Source organism: Flexivirga aerilata, assembly GCF_013002715.1.
Lineage (GTDB): Bacteria > Actinomycetota > Actinomycetes > Actinomycetales > Dermatophilaceae > Flexivirga > Flexivirga aerilata.
In genome coordinates this window covers 174,810-193,137 of sequence record NZ_JABENB010000002.1, presented here as the reverse complement: position 1 = coordinate 193,137, position 18,328 = coordinate 174,810, and the positions used below count along the sequence as shown (strand labels likewise).

Here is an 18,328-nt window from a genome sequence, read left to right as displayed (position 1 = left end):
TGTCACGTGCTACAGCACGTGACAAGTCGGGGTGTGACGTGACAAGTCACGTTTTACGTGACAAGTCGCGTATGGCGTGACAAGTCCCGCGATGCCGGGGTCAGGCCACGTTTTCAATCGGCCGGATCAGGCCATGTTGAACGTCTTCGGGTCCGGGCCGGTGCGCTGACCCTTGTCCAGCCCCTTGATCGCGGCCAGGTCCTGCTCGTCCAGCTCGAAGTCGAAGATGTCGAAGTTCTGCGCGATGCGCTCGGGCGTCACCGACTTCGGGATCACCACGTTGCCGAGTTGCAGGTGCCAGCGCAGGATGACCTGGGCCGGGGTCTTGCCGTGCTTGTCGGCGATGCTCTTGATCGTCTCGTCGGTCAGCACATCGCCACCGGACGCCAGCGGGCTCCACGCCTCGGTGACGATGTCGTTGGCCGCGTGGAAGTCGCGCAGTTCCTGCTGCTGCAGGTAGGGGTGCAGCTCGATCTGGTTGACCGCGGGGAACTCCCCGAGCTCGTCCTTGACCCGCTGCAGGTGCTCGATCTCGAAGTTGCACACGCCCGCGACGCGGATCTTGCCCTCGTCACGCAGCTTCAGCAGCGCCCGGAAGGTGTCGACGTAGCGGTCGCGCTCCGGCGTCGGCCAGTGCACCAGGTAGAGGTCGACCGGGTTGTCCTTGCCGAGGCGCTCGTGCGAGCCCTCGAAGGCCGCGAGGGTCTCGTCATACCCCTGGTCGGAGTTCCACAGCTTGGTGGTGAGGAAGATCTGGTCGCGCGGCACGTCGGTGGACGCGAGCGCCTTGCCGACGCCGGCCTCGTTCTCGTAGGCCTTCGCGGTGTCGATGTGCCGATAGCCGTCCTGCAGCGCGGTCTGCACGGCGCCGCCGACCTCGTCGTCGGGCACCTGCCAGACGCCGAAGCCGAGCTGTGGGATCTCCACGGTGCCTTCGCCGGCGCGCAGCGGAACTGTCGGGACAGGATTGGTGGTGTTGTCCGTCATGTCGGTGCCAACCTCACTCGTCGTCGATGTATGCCGGGACACGCGCATCGTCTCACCACCCGAAACACGTGATCCGCGTCACCGGAGGATTCGGTCGCTGGCTAGAGTCGGGCCCATGCCGCAACTGCACAAGGTACTGATCGCCAACCGTGGCGAGATCGCCGTCCGTGTCGCGCGCGCGTGCGCGGACGCCGGTATCGGTTCGGTCGCCGTCTATGCCGACCCGGACCGCGACGCCGTCCACGTCACAGCCGCCGACGAGGCCTACTCCCTCGGCGGTTCGACGCCCGGCGACTCCTACCTCGTGCAGGAGAAACTGCTTGCGGTTGCTCAGGATTCGGGCGCGGACGCGGTGCACCCGGGCTATGGCTTCCTCTCCGAGAACGCCGAGTTCGCACAGGCCGTGATCGACGCCGGGCTGACCTGGATCGGCCCGCCGCCGCAGGCCATCGACTCCCTCGGCGACAAGGTCAAGGCCCGCCACATCGCCACCAAGGCCGGCGCCCCGCTCGTGCCCGGCACCAAGGACCCGGTCGCCGACGCCGACGAGGTCGTGGCCTTCGCCAAGGAGCACGGCCTGCCGGTCGCGATCAAGGCCGCCTATGGCGGAGGCGGCCGCGGCCTGAAGGTCGCCCGCACGATCGAGGAGATCCCCGAGCTGTTCGACTCCGCGGTCCGCGAGGCGGTCACCGCCTTCGGTCGCGGCGAGTGCTTCGTGGAGCGCTTCCTCGACAAGCCGCGGCACGTCGAGACGCAGTGCCTGGCCGACGAGCACGGCAACGTGGTCGTGGTCTCGACCCGCGACTGCTCGCTGCAGCGCCGCAACCAGAAGCTGGTCGAGGAGGCGCCTGCGCCATACCTGTCCGAAGCACAGCACGCCGAGCTGGTGCGCGCCTCCAAGGCGATCCTCGCCGAGGCCGGCTACGTCGGTGCCGGCACCTGCGAGTTCCTGATCGGGCAAGACGGCGCGATCAGCTTCCTCGAGGTCAACACCCGTCTGCAGGTCGAGCACCCGGTCTCCGAAGAGGTCACCGGCATCGACCTGGTGCGCGAACAGTTCCGCATCGCCCAGGGCGAACAGCTGGGCTACCCCGACCCCGAGCCGCACGCGCACTCCTTCGAATTCCGCATCAACGGCGAGGACGCCGGCCGAAACTTCCTGCCCGCGCCCGGCACCGTCGAGGTCTTCAAAGCACCCGGCGGCCCGGGTGTCCGCGTCGACTCCGGCGTCGTCTCCGGAGACGTCATCGGCGGCGCCTTCGACTCGATGCTCGCCAAGCTCATCGTCACCGGCCGCAACCGCGCCGAAGCGATCGAGCGCTCCCGCCGCGCGCTCGCCGAGATGGTCGTCGAGGGCATGCCGACCGTGCTGCCCTTCCACCGCGCGGTCGTCGCCGACCCGGCATTCGCGACCGACGACGAGACGCCGTTCAGCGTGCACACCCGGTGGATCGAGACCGAGTTCGACAACCAGATCGAGCCGTATGCCGGCACCCCCTCCGCCAACACCGAGCAGACGCCCCGGCAGACCATCGTGGTCGAGGTCGGCGGCAAACGCCTCGACGTCTCCCTGCCCGGCGACCTGCAACTCGGCGGTGGCGGCGGCGCCGGCCCGGCCCGCAAGAAGGCACCCAAGCGCACCCGCTCCGGCGGTAGCGGCGCCGCCGCGTCGGGCAACTCCCTCACCGCACCCATGCAGGGCACGATCGTGAAACTCGTGGCGCAGGACGGCCAGACCGTCGAGGCCGGTGAAACCGTCGTGGTACTCGAGGCGATGAAGATGGAACAGCCCATCACCGCACACAAGGCCGGCACGATCAGCGGCCTGACCGCCAAGGTCGGCGAAACCGTCTCCGCCGGCGCGGTCCTCGCCGAGATCACGGACTGACCCGCTCCGCTCCCCCTCCGCCGACAGGCTCACCTATCGCCCAGAGGCTCACGTGTTCGGGCGCATTTCGCCCCGCTTACGCGGGCCTTTCGGCGATAAGTGAGCCTCTCGGCGAAGTGGGTGGCGGCGGTCGGTGAGGTCGGTGCGGGTGGCGGCGGTCAGCAGCCGCCCTCGTCGCCGGCGATCAGACCGCGCAGGACCAGGTCGACGGTGGACCGCAGGTAGGCCGGGCGATCCGCCGGGTTGGTGGCGAGCAGTGCGCTCAGCACGACACCGTCGAGGCTGGCCACGATGGCCTCGGCGCGGCGCCGGGGCTCGCTGCTGTCCCCGCGCCGCACGATCTCCTCCACCAGCACGGTCAGTCCCTCGCGCCAGGCGGTGATCGGGCCGCTGAGCGAGGGGTTGCGTGCGGCCTCCAGCGCGAGTTCGGAGATGGTGATGATGAGCTCGGGGTGCACCGACCAGCCGAGCAGCAGGTCGGTGGTGGCCTCGATCGCGGCGTCGCGGCCCTCGTCGGTGCCCGGGTCGGGCAGGGCGGAGGCCATCTGCTTGACGTCGTCGTTGAGCTTGCCGGCCACGAAGTTGGTGAGCGCGGTGAGCAGCGCCAGCCGCGTGCGGTAGTAGACCGAGCAGGTGCCCTCGGGCAGGCCCGCCTCCCGGTCGACCGCGCGGTGGGTCAGGCCCCGCATGCCCGACTGGCCGACGACCGCTATCGCGCAGCTGAGCAGGTGCTCCTGCCGGGCCTGTGCACCCTCCGGTGCTTGGCCGTTGCGGCGACGACGGTGGTGATGACGCTTGGCGGAGACCGGCATTTGCTCACTTTCTCACGGGTGGTGGCCGGTGTGAGCGAGGACACCGCACGCCGAGTTGCAAAGTCGACACTACAGGCGTAGTTTCATTGTCATGACCACTACACCCGTAGTAGTCATCCTCCACCTTCGACAAGGAGTCGAGTCATGGCTGACATCACCACCTTCTTCATCGGCTTCATGATCATCAACGCCATCGCCCTCGCGCTCTTCGTGGCCTTCGCCGCGACCGAGCTCACCAAGTTCTTCACCGCCAACCGCAAGCAGCGCCTGGCTCGTCACGAGCCGTTCGTGAGCTACTACCGCGGGCTCGCGGTCGGTCACTGACCGCGCGGCGGGAACTCCCGCCATACCTCGTGCGAAAAGGCCCGCGACCGACCGGTCGCGGGCCTGCTGCGCGCCCGCGTAGATTGGCGGGATGTTCTGGAGCCTGGTCGCACTCGTCGTCGCCGTCGTCGTGGTCGTCGGCTTCCTGCGGGTGATCCGCCCGAAGCTGCGCGAGCAGCGGCACCGCGCGTGGGAGCGGGACGGCCTGCTCCCCCACCAGGTCGATCCGCACGCGCCGCGCCAGGACGACGACCCGGACACCCGGCGCCCCTGAGCGGCGACTACACGTCGTGGACTACACGTCGTGTGAGTGCAACCGGCGGGCGGCCTCGGCGATCGAGCCGGTCATCGACGGGTAGACCGAGAAGGTATTGGCGAGCTGGTCCACGGTCAGGCGGTTCTGCACCGCCAGACCGATCGGGTAGATCAGCTCGGACGCCTGGGGCGCCACGACCACGCCGCCGACGATCGTGTTGCTGCCCGGGCGGGCGAAGAGCTTGACGAAGCCGTCGCGGATGTTGCGCATCTTGGCGCGCGGGTTGGTCGACAGCGGCAGCGTGACGACCCGCGCCTCGATCCGGCCCTCCTCGACGTCCGCCTGCGAGTAGCCGACGGTCGCGATCTCGGGGTCGGTGAAGATGTTCGCGCACACGCCGCGCAAGTTCAGCGGAGCCACCGCGTCGCCGAGCGAGTGCGCCATCGCGATGCGGCCCTGCATGGCGGCGACCGACGCCAACGGGAGCACGCCGGTGCAGTCGCCCGCGGCATACACGCCCTGGGCGGAGGTGCGGGAGACGCGGTCGACGACGATGTGCCCTGACGTACTGAGCTCGACGCCGGCTTCCTCCAGCCCGATGCCCTTGGTCTGCGGCACCGAACCGACCGCGAGCAGCGCGTGCGAACCGGACACCTCGCGGCCGTCCTCCAGCGTGACGACGACACCGTCGCCCTCGCGCCGCACCGACTGCATGCGGGAGCGGTTGAGCACCTTCATCCCGTGCCGCCGGAAGACGTTCTCGATGACGGTCGCCGCGTCGGCGTCCTCACCGGGCAGCACGCGGTCACGCGACGACACGAGCGTGACCTCGCAGTCCAATCCCAAGTAGGCATGCGCCAATTCGGCACCGGTCACACCGGACCCGACGACGATCAGGTGCTCGGGTAGCTCGGTCAGATCGTAGATCTGCTGCCAGGTGAGGATGCGCTCGCCGTCCGGGACGGCCGTGTCCATGATCCGCGGCTTGCACCCGGTCGCCACGAGTATGACGTCGGCGTCGTACTCCTCGGTGCCCCCGGTGGCCCCTGCCTTCCCGGAGACCCCGGCCTGCCCGGAGCTGAGCTCCGCCGCCACCCGGCCGTTGCCGAGCAGCCGCCCGCGGCCCTGCCGCACCCGCACGCCGACACTCTCCAGCTGCGCCCTGATGTCGGTGCTCTGCGCCTTGGCCAGGTCGACGATGCGGTGGTTGACCTGGTCGACGTTGGCCTCGGCGTGCTGGTCCTCCTCGGTGCCCTCGAAACCGACACCGAGCCGGCCCGCGGTCGCGAAGCGCGACATGAAGTCCGACGTGGCGATCAGCGCCTTGCTCGGGACACAGTCGGTCAGCACTGCGGCGCCGCCCAGCCCGTCGTCCTCGATGATCGTCACCTGTGCGCCGAGTTGCGCAGCGACCAGCGCGGATTCGTATCCGCCGGGGCCTCCGCCGATGATCACGACCTGCTTCTGACGCCCACTCACGGCCCGCATCATTTCACGCCGCCGGATCACGGCATACGCTGGCGCGCGTGACTGACACCGCGCCGCTTGCCGATCCGTCGATCGACCCGTTCGAGGTCGCCCGTTCCGCCGCCGAGGTGATCGCCGACCGCACCGGCACCCCGCGCCACGACATCGCGCTCGTGCTCGGGTCCGGCTGGGGGCAGACCGCCGACCGGATCGGGCAGACCGTCGCGACCGTCGACAACGCCGACGTGCCGGGCTTCGCCGCGGCGGCGGTGCCCGGTCACTCCAGCGCGATGCGCTCGGTGCAGATCGGCGACAGCGACGCTCGCGCACTCGTCTTCGGCACCCGCACCCACTATTACGAGGGCAAGGGCGTGCGGGCGGTCGTGCACGGCGTGCGCACCGCGGCCGCCGCCGGCTGCCACACGATCGTGCTGACCAACGGCTGCGGCGGACTCAACCCGGCGTGGGGCCCCGGCACCCCGGTGCTGATCCGCGATCACCTCAACCTCACCGCCACCTCCCCCATCGAGGGCGCCAACTTCGTCGACCTCACCGACCTCTACTCGCCGCAACTGCGCGCGATCGCCCGGTCGGTGGACCCCGGTCTGGACGAGGGTGTCTACGCGCAGTTCCGCGGGCCGCACTACGAGACGCCGGCGGAGGTGCAGATGGCCAAGGCGATGGGCGCCGATCTGGTCGGCATGTCGACGACCCTGGAGGCAATCGCGGCGCGGCAGTCCGGCCTCGAGGTGCTCGGCGTCAGCCTCGTCACCAACCTCGCGGCCGGCATCAGCGACCAGCCGCTCTCGCACCAGGAAGTGATCGAGGCCGGGCAGGCCGCCGCCGAACGCTGCGGCACCCTGCTCGCGCAGGTGGTCGCCCGCATCGCCGAAGGTGGCGACCGGTGAGCACCCCGGCGAGCGCCGACCTCATCGTGCAGGCGCGCGACTGGCTGGCCGACGACCCCGACGCGGCGACCCGGGCGGAGCTCGAAAAAGTAGTAACAGCAGCCGAATCCGGCGACCAGGCGGCGCTGGACGACCTCGCCGACCGCTTCTCCGGACTGCTGGAGTTTGGCACCGCGGGGCTGCGCGGCGCGCTCGGCGCGGGCCCGGCGCGGATGAACCGGGTCGTGGTGATCCGCGCCGCGGCGGGACTGACGTCATACCTGCAGCAGGAGCTGGGCAAGCCCGACGTCACCCTCGTCATCGGGTATGACGCAAGGCATCACTCCGACACGTTCGCGCGGGACACCGCGGCGGTCGTCGTCGGCGCCGGCGGACGCGCGATGATCCTGCCGCACCCGCTGCCGACACCCGTGCTGGCATTCATGATCCGGCATCTCGGCGCGGACGCGGGCGTGATGGTCACCGCGAGCCACAACCCGCCGCAGGACAACGGCTACAAGGTCTATCTCGGCGACGGCAGCCAGATCGTGCCGCCCGCGGACGCCCGGATCGCCGACGCGATCGCCCGCTTCCCGCGCGCTGCCGACGTGCCGCTCGCCGACGACGGCTGGCAGACCCTCGACGACGACGTGATCGACGACTACGTCGACGCGGTGTGCCGGGTCGTGCAGCCGGACGGCCCGCGCGACCTCGCGATCGTGCACACGGCGCTGCACGGCGTCGGCGCGGCCGTGGTGCGAAAATCCTTCCTGCAGGCGGGTTTTCAGGCACCCGACCCGGTCACCGACCAGGAGCAGCCCGACCCTGACTTCCCGACGGTCTCCTTCCCCAACCCGGAGGAGCCCGGCGCGATCGACCACGCACTCGCCCTGGCCGAGCGCACCGGCGCCGACCTGGTCATCGCCAACGACCCCGACGCCGACCGTTGCGCGGTGGCCGTGCCCCGCGACGGCGCGTGGACGATGCTGCGCGGCGACGAGGTCGGTGCCCTGCTCGGTGCCTACCTGCTGGAGCGTGGCGTCGCGCCCGGCGCGTGCTTCGCCAACTCCATCGTCTCCTCCCGGCTGCTCGCGGCGATGGCCCGCGCGGCCGGGGTCCCGCACGCCGAGACCCTCACCGGCTTCAAGTGGATCAGCCGGGTGCCGGGCCTGGCCTACGGCTACGAGGAGGCGCTCGGCTACTGCGTCGACCCCGCCGCGGTGCGCGACAAGGACGGCATCAGCGCGGCACTGCTGATCGCCGAGTTCGCGGCCGGCCTCAAGACGACGGGGCGCACGCTCGACGACGTGCTGGCCGATCTCGCCGCCGCCCACGGCACCCACGCCACCGACAGCTTCTCGGTGCGGGTCACCGACCTCGCGGTGATCGGCGCGATCATGGCACGCCTGCGGGCCGAGCCTCCGCAAGTCGTGGCCCGCCGGCAGGTCGTGCGGGTCGACGACCTGGCCGAGGGTGCCGGTGGACTGCCGCCGACCGAGGGGCTGCGCTACTTCCTCGACGACGACACCCGCGTCATCGTGCGGCCGAGCGGCACCGAGCCGAAACTGAAGGTCTACCTCGAGACCATTGATGCCGACCCAGCGATGGCCGCGACGAAACTGGCCGCCACCCGCGCGGAGTTCGAACGGCTCACGGCACCGGCCTGATCGGGGCTGCCGTCATACGACGGCGATGAGGATGCAGACGAGCGCCGCCGCGAGCGCGACGAGCGCGTCGATCGCCGGGCGCACCACCGCGGTCGCCGGCGCCTCGTCCGCGACACCCTTGGCGACCGCGACCTCGTAGTCGTCCTTGGCCCGGCGGATCGCGTCGGCCACGCCGGCCGACGACGCCGGGCGGTCGGTGAAGTCGACCGACGGCTCCGCGGACGTCGCCCGGGCACCGCCGAGCCCCATGCCCATGCCGCCCATGCCGCTGCGCGGCGGACGCTTGGGCCGCTGCGCGGCGATCGCCCACGAGCCGTAGCCCTCGTCGTTCGGGGTGAAAATCTTGAGGTTCCAACGCTGTTCGACCAGCGACACCGCCGGCCAGCCGATGAAGACGTCGCGCACGAGGTTCTTGATCCGCACCCCGGCCTGGTCCAGGACGACGCACGGCCGGATGAAGACCACCCACACGACCAGCAGGCCCGCCACCGGCCAGAGGAGTTCGCGCGCCTGCCCGAAGCCGTCCGAGACGAGGATCATCACCAGGATGACGACGCAGGCGAGCGTCAGGATCAGCCCGGTGATCAGCATGGTCGGCTGGCGATAGGTGCGACGCGCACCCTCATCCGGGCCGGCGCCGCGACGTGCGGGGTTCATCGGCATGCCCGGTAGGCTGCACCGGTGAGCCCTTCAACTGCAACGTCGCAGGCCCGGGAGTTGCTCGGTGTCGCGTCTCTCACGAACAAAGCATTGCGCACCTGGCTCTACGGACTGCCGGGGGTCGACCAGGTCGGGCTCGAAGGCCGCGCGGCGGCCCTTGCCACGCGGTCGATCAAGACCGACAGCAAGGCGTGGGCGATCGACACCGCGATCAGCATGATCGACCTGACGACCCTCGAGGGCGCCGACACCCCCGGCAAGGTCCGCAGCCTGTGCGCCAAGGCGCAACTGCCCGACCCGAGCGACCTCTCCACCCCGCAGGTCGCCGCGGTGTGCGTCTACAACGACCTGGTCGGTGTCGCCAAAGATGCACTGCAGGGCAGCGACATCAACGTCGCGGCGGTGGCGACCGCCTTCCCGTCCGGGCGGGCGAGTATGCCGGTCAAGCTCGCCGACACCCGGGACGCGGTGGAGGCCGGTGCCGACGAGGTCGACATGGTCATCGACCGTGGCGCGTTCCTCGCCGGCGACTACCGCCTCGTCTTCGACCAGATCGCCGCGATCAAGGAGGCCTGCGCGCGTCCCGGTGACACCCCGGACGCCCACCTCAAGGTCATCCTCGAGACCGGCGAACTCGCGACCTACGACAACGTGCGCCGCGCCTCCTGGCTGGCGATGCTCGCCGGCGCCGACTTCATCAAGACCTCGACCGGCAAGATCCAGCCCGCCGCGACGATGCCGGTGACGCTGCTGATGCTGGAGGCGGTGCGCGACTGGCGCGAACTGACCGGCGAGATGGTCGGGGTGAAGCCGGCCGGCGGCATCCGCACCAGCAAGGACGCGCTGCGCTACCTGGTCATGGTGAGCGAGATCGCCGGGGACGACTGGCTGACGCCGCAGTGGTTCCGCTTCGGCGCGTCCAGCCTGCTGACCGACCTGCTGCTCCAACGGCAGAAGCTGCGCACCGGTGCCTACTCCGGCGCCGACTACGTGACGATCGACTGATGAGCATGGTGGCCGTCGGCGCTGGTTTCGACGCGGCTCCCCCGCGGCGTTCCTTCGCCTACTCAACCAACGTGAAAGACAAGTAATGACACCGAAATTCGAGTACGCACCGGCGCCCGAGTCGCGCTCCGTCGTCGACATCGCCTCGTCATACGGGCTGTTCATCGGGGGTGAGTTCGTCGACCCGGCCGACGGGAAGTCCTTCAAGACCGTCAACCCCGCCACCGAGGAGAAGCTCTCCGACGTCTCCGAGGCGAGTGCCGCCGACGTCGACAAGGCGGTGCGCGCGGCACGCCGCGCCTACGACCGCACCTGGAGCCGGATGAGCGGCGCCGAGCGGGGCAAGTACCTCTACCGCATCGCGCGCCTCCTGCAGGAGCGGGCGCGGGAGTTTGCGGTGCTGGAGACGCTCGACAACGGCAAGCCGATCAAGGAGTCGCGCGACGTCGACGTGCCGACCGCGGCGGCGCACTTCTTCTACCACGCCGGCTGGGCGGACAAGCTGGAGTATGCCGGGCTGGGTCCCGCACCGAAGTCGCTGGGCGTCGTGGGCCAGGTCATCCCGTGGAACTTCCCGCTGCTGATGCTCGCCTGGAAGATCGCGCCCGCTCTCGCGACCGGCAACACGGTGGTGCTGAAGCCGGCCGAGACCACGCCGCTCACCGCCCTGCTCTTCGCCGAGGTATGCCGCCAGGCCGACCTCCCGCCGGGGGTCGTCAACATCGTCACCGGGGCCGGCCCGACCGGGCAGGCGATCGTCGAACACCCCGGCGTCGACAAGATCGCCTTCACCGGCTCGACCGACGTGGGCAAGGCGATCGCCCGCGCGGTCGCCGGCACCCGCAAGCGGGTCACCCTCGAGCTCGGCGGCAAGGCGGCCAACATCGTCTTCGACGACGCGGCGATCGACCAGGCGGTCGAGGGCATCGTCAACGGGATCTTCTTCAACCAGGGTCACGTCTGCTGCGCCGGCTCCCGGCTGCTGGTGCAGGAGTCGGTCGCCGACGACGTGGTGCACCGTCTGCAGCGCCGGCTGCGCACGCTGCGGGTGGGCGACCCGATGGACAAGAACACCGACGTCGGCGCGATCAACTCCGCCGCCCAGCTCGCCCGCATCACCGAGCTCACCGAGGCCGGCGTCGCCGAGGGCGCGCAACGGTGGAGCCCCGACGTCGAGCTGCCGAAGCGCGGATACTGGTTTGCACCAACGGTTTTCACCGGGGTGTCGCAGGCGCACCGCATCGCGCGCGAGGAGATCTTCGGCCCCGTGCTGTCGGTGCTGACCTTCCGCACCCCCGACGAAGCCGTCGCGAAGGCCAACAACACGCCCTACGGACTCTCGGCCGGCATCTGGTCGGAGAAGGGTTCTCGCGTCCTCGCGATCGCCGACAAGCTGCGCGCCGGCGTGGTGTGGGCCAACACGTTCAACCGCTTCGACCCGACCTCGCCGTTCGGCGGCTACAAGGAGAGCGGCTACGGCCGCGAAGGAGGCCGACAGGGCCTCGCGGCATATCTCGACACGGAAGGAACGCACTGATGCCCCGCCTCGAGGTCCGCAAGACCTACAAGCTCTACATCGGCGGCAAGTTCCCCCGCTCGGAGTCCGGCCGCTCCTACGAGGTCACCTCCTCGGGCCGGTCGCCGAAGTTTCTCGCCAACGCGGCGCAGGGCTCGCGCAAGGACATCCGCGACGCGGTCGTCGCGGCGCGCGGCGCGGTCAAGGGCTGGTCCGGTGCGACCGCCTACAACCGCGGTCAGGTGCTCTACCGGGTCGGCGAGGTGCTGGAAGGACGCCGCGACCAGTTCATCGCCGAAGTCGCCGCGAGCGAGGGCCTGACCAAGCCGCAGGCGACCAGGCTCGTCGACGCCGCCATCGACCGCTGGGTCTGGTATGCCGGGTGGCCGGACAAGCTCGCGCAGGTGCTCGGCAACCTCAACCCGGTCGCCGGGCCCTACTTCGACATCTCCGCGCCCGAGCCGACCGGCGTGGTGGGAGTGCTTGCGCCACAGGACAGTTCGCTGCTCGGCCTGGTGTCGGTGATCGCGCCGGCGATCGTCTCCGGCAACACCGTCGTGGTCGTCGCGAGCGAGGACCGGCCGCTGCCGGCCATCTCCCTGGGTGAGGTGCTGGCGACGTCGGACGTGCCCGGTGGTGTGGTCAACATCGTCACCGGCCGTACGGCGGAGCTCGCGCCCTGGCTGGCCTCGCACGCCGACGTCAACGCCCTCGACCTCACCGGTGCGACCGAGCTGCCGTGGGCGGAGCTGGAGGCCTCGGCCGCCGAGACGCTCAAGCGGGTCGTCCGCCCGGCGGGCGACGGCTCCGGCGCCGAAGAGCCGGATTGGCTTGCCACGCCTGACCTTTCGCGGATGCACGCCTTCCTGGAGACCAAGACGGTCTGGCATCCCAAGGGGATGTGATCACCCCGCACGATCACCCCGAACGATCACCCCACGAAGTTCGGCTCCCCCGCTACGCTCCCCCGCCGATACTTCGCGGGGGAAACCGATCGACCCGAAGGTGCTGCATGAGTTCGATGGCCCGCGTCCTCGTGCTCGGTGGCCCGAGCGGGTCGGGCAAGTCACGCTGGGCGGCGCAGTTCTCCCGCGACTACGGCTGGCCGATCCTGCGGCTGGATGACTTCTACAAGGACGGCGACGACCCGACGCTGCCGATGTCGAGCCTCGGGATCGCCGACTGGGACGACGTGCGGTCGTGGCACCTCGACGCCGCGGTCGACGCGCTCGACCGGTTGTGCCGCACCGGCGAAGTGGTCAAGCCGACCTACGACATCGGGTCGTCGTCCGCGACCGGCACCGAGCGGCTGGTGCTGGCCGGTGCGCGGATCGTCGTCGCGGAAGGGATCTTCGCGCCATACGTGATCGAGCCGCTGCGCGAGCGCGGGCTGCTCGACGGCGCCTACTGCGTGTGTCACAACCGGTGGGTGACCTTCGCCCGGCGACTGGTCCGCGACCTCTCCGAGCGGCGCAAACCCCCGGCCGTCCTCGTGCGCCGCGGCCTGCGCCTCGCGCGCGCCGAACCGCGGATCGTCGCCGAGCAGCAGCGTCTCGGCGCGCAGCCGATCCGGCCGAACGATTTGGCGCGGCTGCTCGCCGAGCGTGCCGACATCGAGGGTCCGGTCATTTAGGGTCGTGCCATGAGCAACGGTTGGACGAGCCCCGGGGGAGACTCGCCGAGCGGTGAGCAGCCGCCACCGCCATCGCCGCAATACGGGCAGCACGGGCAGCAGGCTCCGCCGCAGTACGGCCAGTACGGGCAGTACGGACAGCAGGCTCCCCCTCAGTACGGCCAGTACGGGCCGCCGCAGCCGCCCACCCAGCCGCCGTACCCGCAGTACGGCGCACCGCCGGGCTACGGAGCGCCGGCGCCCGGATATGCCCAGCTGGCACCGAAACCCGGCGTCATACCGCTGCGTCCGCTGCGTCTGGGTGACGTCTTCGAAGGCACCTTCGCCACCATCCGCGGCAACCCCGGCGCGACGCTCGGGCTGTCGGCGATCGTCGCGCTCGTCGTCGCGATCCCGGCGATCCTCACCACGATCGCCTTCAGCAACGCCGACCTGTCGACGACCGACGACTCCGGCACCACTCTCAACTTCGGCACCCAGATCGGGCAGAACGTCAGCGGCATCTACATGGGGCTGGCGGGGATCTTCCTCACCGGGATGCTGACGATCGTCGTGGCCGAAGCGGTGCTCGGGCGACGCATCTCGATCGGCGAAACCTGGCAGAAGGTGCGTGGCCGGCTGCTGCCGCTGCTCGGGATGACGATGCTGCAGATCCTCGCCCTCGTGGTGTTCCTCGTCATCGGTACCGCCATCGTCGTGGTGCTCGCGCTCACCGCGCCGCTCGCGGTCACGGTGAGCGTCGGGATCGTGCTCGGCCTCGCGCTGGTGGTCGGCTTCGTCTACGTCTGGGTGAAGATCGGTTTCGCCGGAGCGGCGCTCGTGCTGGAGCGGATCGGGCCGATCGCCGCGTTCAAACGCTCCTGGGCTCTCACCAAGGGCCAGTGGTGGCGCATCTTCGGCATCACGCTCCTCGGCCAGCTGCTGGTGAGCTTCGTGGCCGGCATCGCCACCATGCCCGCCGCACTCATCCTCGGCATCAGTGCCGCGGATTCGGGCACTCCGTCGGTGGGCGCGATCGTCGCCTTCGAGCTGATCACGGTCGCGATCAGCGCCCTCACCGCACCGTTCGTCGCGGGCGTGAGCGCCCTGCTCTACCTGGACCAGCGGATCCGCAAGGAAGCCCTCGACGTCACGCTGATGCAGGCGGCCGGTCAGGACAAAGCCGGTGCAGCGTGACGCGCCGCTGAACCCGGGCGACGGTCAGGCGCGCGACCTGCTGGAGCGGGAGCTGTCCAAACCGGCATACGCCGACCAGCGCAGCTGGCTGGAGCGGCTGTGGGACTGGGCCATGGACCGGCTGAACGACCTGCTGAACGGCATCGGCACCGCGCTCCCCCTGTGGATGCTGCTGCCAGCACTCCTGCTGCTCGCCGGCGTCGTCACCGTCGCGCTCACTCAGCTCCGGCGGCGCGGACGCACGAAGCGTGCAGTCGAGCAGGCCGGCGTGCTGGCCGACACCACCCTCACGGCCGACCAGCTGCGCCGCCGCGCCGAGCAGGCGCAGTCCGAGGGTGATCTGCGATCCGCCACGCTCGACCTCTTCCGGGCCATCGCACGCGCAGCCGAGGAGCGCGCGCTGATCGTGCCTCGCCCCGGCCGGACAGCTCACGAGGTCGGCGCCGAGCTATCCACTTTCTTCCCCAGCCAGCGTGACGAATTGCGCTCTGCCGCAAACCTTTTCGACAGAGTGCGCTACGGCGGGGCGACCGCCACGGACGACGACGCCACGAGGATGCGCGCACTCGACGCAGCGCTCACCCGCACCCGGCCGCAGCACACCGTGACCCACGGAGCTCCGGCGTGATCACGCGCGGGCGGCTGATCCTGGGCGCGGTCGTAGCGGTGCTGCTGCTCGTCCTCGTCGGGGTCAGCCTGCTCCTGCCGCGCAACGCCAGCGAGCCGCTCGACCCGGACTCCCCCGCCCCGGACGGCACCCGCGCCGCCGCTCAAGTCCTGGGCCAGCAGGGGCTCTCGGTCGACATCGCGCGCAGCCCGGACGAGTTCGGTGCCCGATCCGTAGCCGGCGCAACGGTATTGATCACCCGACCGCAACTGCTCGCCGACGACACGCTGCGATCGGTCATGGAGCACGCGGCCGGTGCACGCCGCGTCGTGGTGGTCGACGCCGACCCGGCGACGGCGCGCGCGATGCAGCTGCCCGACGTGCAGGCCGCGCCGGTCGAGGACGCGCCCAGCACGGTCTGCTCGGTGCCGTGGTTGCAGGGTCTGCGGATGAGCTACGCCGACGTCGAATACACCGCCGGATCGGTCGGCGCCTCCTGCTTCGGGGAGGGCGGCAGCGGAACCGTCCTCGTGCTGCCAGAGATCAACGGGGGTCGCCCCGAGACCGTGCTCGTCGGCAGCCACGCGGTGTTTGCCAACAAGACCGTGGTCGACGACGACAACGCCGCCATCGCGCTGCGCACGCTCGGCTCGGCCGATCGCGTCGTGTGGTTCGCCCCGACCGTCGCCACCGCCGACAACCCGCTCGCGCAGGGACCGGCCTGGCCGCGGTGGTTCGGGCCGTCGGTGTGGCTGGCGGCGGCGGTTGCGATCCTCGTGATCGTATGGCGGGCAAGGCGTTTCGGCCGCCTCGTCCCCGAGCCGTTGCCGGTGGTCGTCCCCGCCGACGAGACGACACGCAGCCGCGGTTTGCTCTACCGCAAGGCGGGCGACACAGCGCGCAGTTCACGCGTGCTGCGCGCCGCCACCCGCGGACGACTGGCCAGCTACCTCGGCCTTCCCCCGTCCGGTCCGGCGGGGCCGCTGGTCGAGCGTGTCGCGCACGCGGCGGGTGCGGACCCGCGCGACGTGCACGACCTGCTGCTCGGCCCGGACGCCGCCGACGAATCCTCGATGACCGACATCGCCCACAGACTGCAACTGCTGGAAAGGCAGGTCCGACGATGACCCCGCTGTCCCCCGAAGAACACCAGGCCGCCGAGCGCGCGCGCCAAGCACTCGGCGCAGTGCGCGGCGAGGTCGCCAAGGCGGTGGTCGGCCAGGATGCCGCCGTCTCGGCGCTGGTGATCGGTCTGCTCAGTCGCGGCCACGTGCTCCTCGAGGGCGTGCCGGGCGTCGCCAAGACCCTGCTCGTGCGCGCGCTCGCCGCGGCCCTGGCCATCGACACCAAGCGGGTGCAGTTCACGCCCGACCTGATGCCGGGCGACATCACCGGTTCGCTCGTCTTCGACGCCGGCACGTCGGAGTTCACCTTCCGTCCCGGACCGGTCTTCACCAACCTGCTGCTCGCCGACGAGATCAACCGCACACCGCCCAAGACGCAGTCGGCCCTGCTGGAGGCGATGGAGGAGCGGCAGGTGTCGATCGACGGCACGCCGCGCGCCCTGCCGCAGCCCTTCCTGGTCGCGGCCACCCAGAACCCCGTCGAATACGAAGGCACCTATCCCCTGCCGGAGGCGCAGCTCGACCGCTTCCTGATGAAGGTCGTGCTCCCGCTGCCCGACCGGGACGCCGAGCTGGAGGTATTGCGGCGGCACGCAACGGGATTCGACCCCAAGGACCTGGATGCGGCGGGTGTCCGGCCGGTCGCGGATCCGGCCGACCTCGCCGCGGGAGCCCAGGCGGTGCGCCGGGTGCAGGTCGGGAGCGACGTCGCGTCATACATCGTGGACGTGGCGCGGGCCACCCGCACCTCGCCGTCGCTCTCGCTCGGCGCCAGCCCTCGTGCGACGACCGCGCTGCTGGCGACGAGCCGCGCGTGGGCGTGGCTGAACGGTCGCGACTTCGTCACCCCGGACGACGTGAAGGCGATGACCGTGCCCACGCTCGCGCACCGGCTGCAGCTGCGGCCGGAGGCGGAGCTGGAGGGCGTCGGAGTGGCGACGGTGCTGGACTCCGCGATCGGATCCGTCCCGGTGCCAAGGTGATTCGCCGATGAGGTTGACCGGTCGCACCGCGCTGCTCGCCGCGGTCGGCTTCGTCGCGGTCGTCATCCACCCGGGGCTGTGGACGGTCTTCTGGTGGCTGCTGCTCGTGGCCGCGCTGGTCGGCATCGACCTGTGGCTCGCGCCGTCGACGAAATCACTACTGCCGACACGGGTTCCGACCGGGCAGGTCCGCCTCGGCGAGTCCACGTCGAGCGAACTGCTGGTGCGCAACACCGGCGACCGCACGTTTCGCGGGGCCGTGCGCGACGCGTGGCCGCCCTCTGCCGGCGCGGTCGGCGAGCGTATGGCGCTGCGTCTGCCGCCGGGCGAACAGGCCCGGCTGACCACCACCCTGACCCCGACCCGACGCGGCGATCGTCGTACCGACCTGCTGACCGTGCGCTCGGCCGGGCCGCTCGGGCTTGCGCAGCGGCAGCGGTCGACGCCGGTCCCGGGCAGCGTGCGCGTGTTGCCGGGCTTCCCGTCGCGTCGCCACCTGCCGAGCAAGCTGGCGCAGCTGCAGCAGCTCGACGGTCGCTCCGCGGTGCGCGTGCGCGGCCAGGGCACCGAGTTCGACTCTCTGCGCGACTATGTCGACGGGGACGACGTTCGCAGCATCGACTGGCGGGCGACCGCCCGGCGGCAGCACCCGGTGGTGCGCACCTGGCAGCCCGAGCGGGATCGCCGCATCGTCGTCGTGCTCGACACCTCCCGCACCTCCGCCGGCCGCATCGGGGATCTCACCCGGCTCGACGCCGGCATGGATGCCACGCTGCTGCTCGGGGCGCTCGCCTCCCGTGCGGGTGACAAGGTGCAGTTCCTCGCCGGTGACCGGCGCGTGCGCGCCCGGGTGTCCGGCATCACCGACCGGGCGGAGTTGCTGCATGCCCTGGTGACCGCCATGGCACCTCTCGAACCCGCTCTCGTGGAAGCGGATTGGTCGCATCTGGTCGGCACCGGCCTGCCCCGCAACCGATCGCTCGTCGTGCTGGTCACGCCGCTCGAACCCGCGGCGATCGCGGAGGGACTGCTCCCGGTCCTCGCGACCCTGGCGAGTCGCCACCGGGTCGTCGTCGCGTCGGTCGCCGACCCGAGCGTGCGGGCGATGACGGGGCAGCGGGACAACGCCGCCGAGGTGTATGACGCCGCCGCCGCCGAACGCACCGAGTTGCTCCGCGGCCGCACTCGCGAGGCTCTCGAACGCCTCGGCGTCACCGTGCTCGACGAGCCACCGGACAAGCTCCCGGTCGCGCTCGTCGACCACTACCTGCTGCTCAAGAGCCGCGGGCTGTTGTAGGTCGGCGCGCACGGCCCGACGTGCGCAGCCTGTGCACAG

18 protein-coding genes are annotated in these 18,328 nt (G+C 70.8%); 14 read left to right on the top strand and 4 right to left on the bottom strand.

From position 1 onward, the window contains the following. Positions 1-126 precede the first annotated feature (126 nt). Positions 127-987, bottom strand: a complete 861-nt coding sequence (locus HJ588_RS12760) for an aldo/keto reductase (protein ID WP_171156152.1) — start codon at positions 985-987, stop codon at positions 127-129. Positions 988-1,102: 115 nt separating this feature from the next. Between HJ588_RS12760 and HJ588_RS12755 the strand changes: the two genes are divergently transcribed. Next, complete coding sequence (locus HJ588_RS12755; protein ID WP_171156149.1) at positions 1,103-2,875, top strand: acetyl/propionyl/methylcrotonyl-CoA carboxylase subunit alpha; 1,773 nt, start codon at positions 1,103-1,105, stop codon at positions 2,873-2,875. 158 nt (positions 2,876-3,033) lie between these two features. On the opposite strand, the gene HJ588_RS12750 is transcribed toward HJ588_RS12755, so the two are convergent. Next, entirely contained in the window at positions 3,034-3,687 is a 654-nt protein-coding gene (locus HJ588_RS12750; protein WP_171156147.1) for a TetR/AcrR family transcriptional regulator, read from the bottom strand. 144 nt (positions 3,688-3,831) lie between these two features. Here HJ588_RS12750 and HJ588_RS12745 point away from each other — a divergent pair, with 144 nt between their 5' ends. After that, positions 3,832-4,011: a hypothetical protein gene (locus HJ588_RS12745; RefSeq protein ID WP_171156145.1), complete on the top strand. Its 180-nt coding sequence runs from the start codon at positions 3,832-3,834 to the stop codon at positions 4,009-4,011. Between the two features lie 91 nt (positions 4,012-4,102). Then, positions 4,103-4,285: a hypothetical protein gene (locus HJ588_RS12740; RefSeq protein ID WP_171156143.1), complete on the top strand. Its 183-nt coding sequence runs from the start codon at positions 4,103-4,105 to the stop codon at positions 4,283-4,285. A gap of 21 nt (positions 4,286-4,306) precedes the next feature. On the opposite strand, the gene HJ588_RS12735 is transcribed toward HJ588_RS12740, so the two are convergent. Beyond that, positions 4,307-5,746 (bottom strand): NAD(P)H-quinone dehydrogenase, encoded by a 1,440-nt coding sequence (locus HJ588_RS12735; RefSeq protein WP_343036709.1) that lies wholly within the window; start codon positions 5,744-5,746, stop codon positions 4,307-4,309. 38 nt (positions 5,747-5,784) lie between these two features. On the opposite strand from HJ588_RS12735, the gene HJ588_RS12730 reads away from it, so the two are divergent. Beyond that, complete coding sequence (locus tag HJ588_RS12730) at positions 5,785-6,642, top strand: purine-nucleoside phosphorylase (RefSeq protein WP_171157185.1); 858 nt, start codon at positions 5,785-5,787, stop codon at positions 6,640-6,642. After that, positions 6,639-8,288, top strand: a complete 1,650-nt coding sequence (locus HJ588_RS12725) for a phosphohexomutase domain-containing protein (protein WP_171156140.1) — start codon at positions 6,639-6,641, stop codon at positions 8,286-8,288. The genes HJ588_RS12730 and HJ588_RS12725 overlap by 4 nt, the downstream gene beginning before the upstream one ends. Before the next feature lie 12 nt (positions 8,289-8,300). Here HJ588_RS12725 and HJ588_RS12720 read toward each other — a convergent pair whose 3' ends face one another. Continuing rightward, positions 8,301-8,951 (bottom strand): hypothetical protein, encoded by a 651-nt coding sequence (locus HJ588_RS12720; protein ID WP_171156137.1) that lies wholly within the window; start codon positions 8,949-8,951, stop codon positions 8,301-8,303. Positions 8,952-8,969: 18 nt separating this feature from the next. Here HJ588_RS12720 and deoC point away from each other — a divergent pair, with 18 nt between their 5' ends. From deoC to HJ588_RS12675, 9 genes are all read left to right on the top strand, one after another. Next, positions 8,970-9,953, top strand: a complete 984-nt coding sequence (gene deoC, locus HJ588_RS12715) for a deoxyribose-phosphate aldolase (protein ID WP_171156135.1) — start codon at positions 8,970-8,972, stop codon at positions 9,951-9,953. Positions 9,954-10,038: 85 nt separating this feature from the next. Continuing rightward, a complete protein-coding gene (locus HJ588_RS12710) occupies positions 10,039-11,490 on the top strand; it encodes an aldehyde dehydrogenase family protein (RefSeq protein WP_171156134.1) in 1,452 nt (483 codons plus the stop codon). Beyond that, the gene (locus tag HJ588_RS12705) at positions 11,490-12,374 is read left to right on the top strand and encodes an aldehyde dehydrogenase family protein (protein WP_171156132.1); all 885 of its coding nucleotides are present in this window, start codon (positions 11,490-11,492) and stop codon (positions 12,372-12,374) included. Before HJ588_RS12710 ends, HJ588_RS12705 begins: the two co-directional genes overlap by 1 nt. A 107-nt stretch (positions 12,375-12,481) precedes the next feature. Further along, a complete protein-coding gene (locus HJ588_RS12700) occupies positions 12,482-13,102 on the top strand; it encodes a uridine kinase family protein (protein WP_246242429.1) in 621 nt (206 codons plus the stop codon). 9 nt (positions 13,103-13,111) lie between these two features. Continuing rightward, positions 13,112-14,278 carry a DUF7847 domain-containing protein gene (locus HJ588_RS12695; protein ID WP_171156131.1) on the top strand — a complete coding sequence of 389 codons (1,167 nt, stop codon included), beginning with the start codon at positions 13,112-13,114 and terminating at the stop codon, positions 14,276-14,278. Then, positions 14,268-14,906, top strand: coding sequence for a DUF4129 domain-containing protein (locus HJ588_RS12690; RefSeq protein WP_171156130.1), 639 nt, complete (start codon positions 14,268-14,270; stop codon positions 14,904-14,906). Before HJ588_RS12695 ends, HJ588_RS12690 begins: the two co-directional genes overlap by 11 nt. After that, entirely contained in the window at positions 14,903-16,012 is a 1,110-nt protein-coding gene (locus HJ588_RS12685; protein ID WP_171156129.1) for a DUF4350 domain-containing protein, read from the top strand. The genes HJ588_RS12690 and HJ588_RS12685 overlap by 4 nt, the downstream gene beginning before the upstream one ends. Then, complete coding sequence (locus tag HJ588_RS12680) at positions 16,009-16,992, top strand: AAA family ATPase (protein WP_171156128.1); 984 nt, start codon at positions 16,009-16,011, stop codon at positions 16,990-16,992. Before HJ588_RS12685 ends, HJ588_RS12680 begins: the two co-directional genes overlap by 4 nt. Before the next feature lie 7 nt (positions 16,993-16,999). Beyond that, the gene (locus HJ588_RS12675; RefSeq protein ID WP_171156126.1) at positions 17,000-18,289 is read left to right on the top strand and encodes a DUF58 domain-containing protein; all 1,290 of its coding nucleotides are present in this window, start codon (positions 17,000-17,002) and stop codon (positions 18,287-18,289) included. Positions 18,290-18,328: the final 39 nt, after the last annotated feature.

Excerpts from the sequence above, each read along its gene's own strand:
- HJ588_RS12680 (WP_171156128.1), top strand. The coding sequence starts at position 16,009 with ATGACCCCGCTGTCCCCCGAAGAACACCAGGCCGCCGAGCGCGCGCGC.
- HJ588_RS12720 (WP_171156137.1), bottom strand. The coding sequence starts at position 8,951 with ATGCCGATGAACCCCGCACGTCGCGGCGCCGGCCCGGATGAGGGTGCG.
- HJ588_RS12700 (WP_246242429.1), top strand. The coding sequence starts at position 12,482 with ATGAGTTCGATGGCCCGCGTCCTCGTGCTCGGTGGCCCGAGCGGGTCG.
- HJ588_RS12695 (WP_171156131.1), top strand. The coding sequence starts at position 13,112 with ATGAGCAACGGTTGGACGAGCCCCGGGGGAGACTCGCCGAGCGGTGAG.
- HJ588_RS12745 (WP_171156145.1), top strand. The coding sequence starts at position 3,832 with ATGGCTGACATCACCACCTTCTTCATCGGCTTCATGATCATCAACGCC.
- HJ588_RS12750 (WP_171156147.1), bottom strand. The coding sequence starts at position 3,687 with ATGCCGGTCTCCGCCAAGCGTCATCACCACCGTCGTCGCCGCAACGGC.
- HJ588_RS12675 (WP_171156126.1), top strand. The coding sequence starts at position 17,000 with ATGAGGTTGACCGGTCGCACCGCGCTGCTCGCCGCGGTCGGCTTCGTC.
- HJ588_RS12740 (WP_171156143.1), top strand. The coding sequence starts at position 4,103 with ATGTTCTGGAGCCTGGTCGCACTCGTCGTCGCCGTCGTCGTGGTCGTC.
- HJ588_RS12705 (WP_171156132.1), top strand. The coding sequence starts at position 11,490 with ATGCCCCGCCTCGAGGTCCGCAAGACCTACAAGCTCTACATCGGCGGC.
- HJ588_RS12755 (WP_171156149.1), top strand. The coding sequence starts at position 1,103 with ATGCCGCAACTGCACAAGGTACTGATCGCCAACCGTGGCGAGATCGCC.
- HJ588_RS12710 (WP_171156134.1), top strand. The coding sequence starts at position 10,039 with ATGACACCGAAATTCGAGTACGCACCGGCGCCCGAGTCGCGCTCCGTC.
- HJ588_RS12760 (WP_171156152.1), bottom strand. The coding sequence starts at position 987 with ATGACGGACAACACCACCAATCCTGTCCCGACAGTTCCGCTGCGCGCC.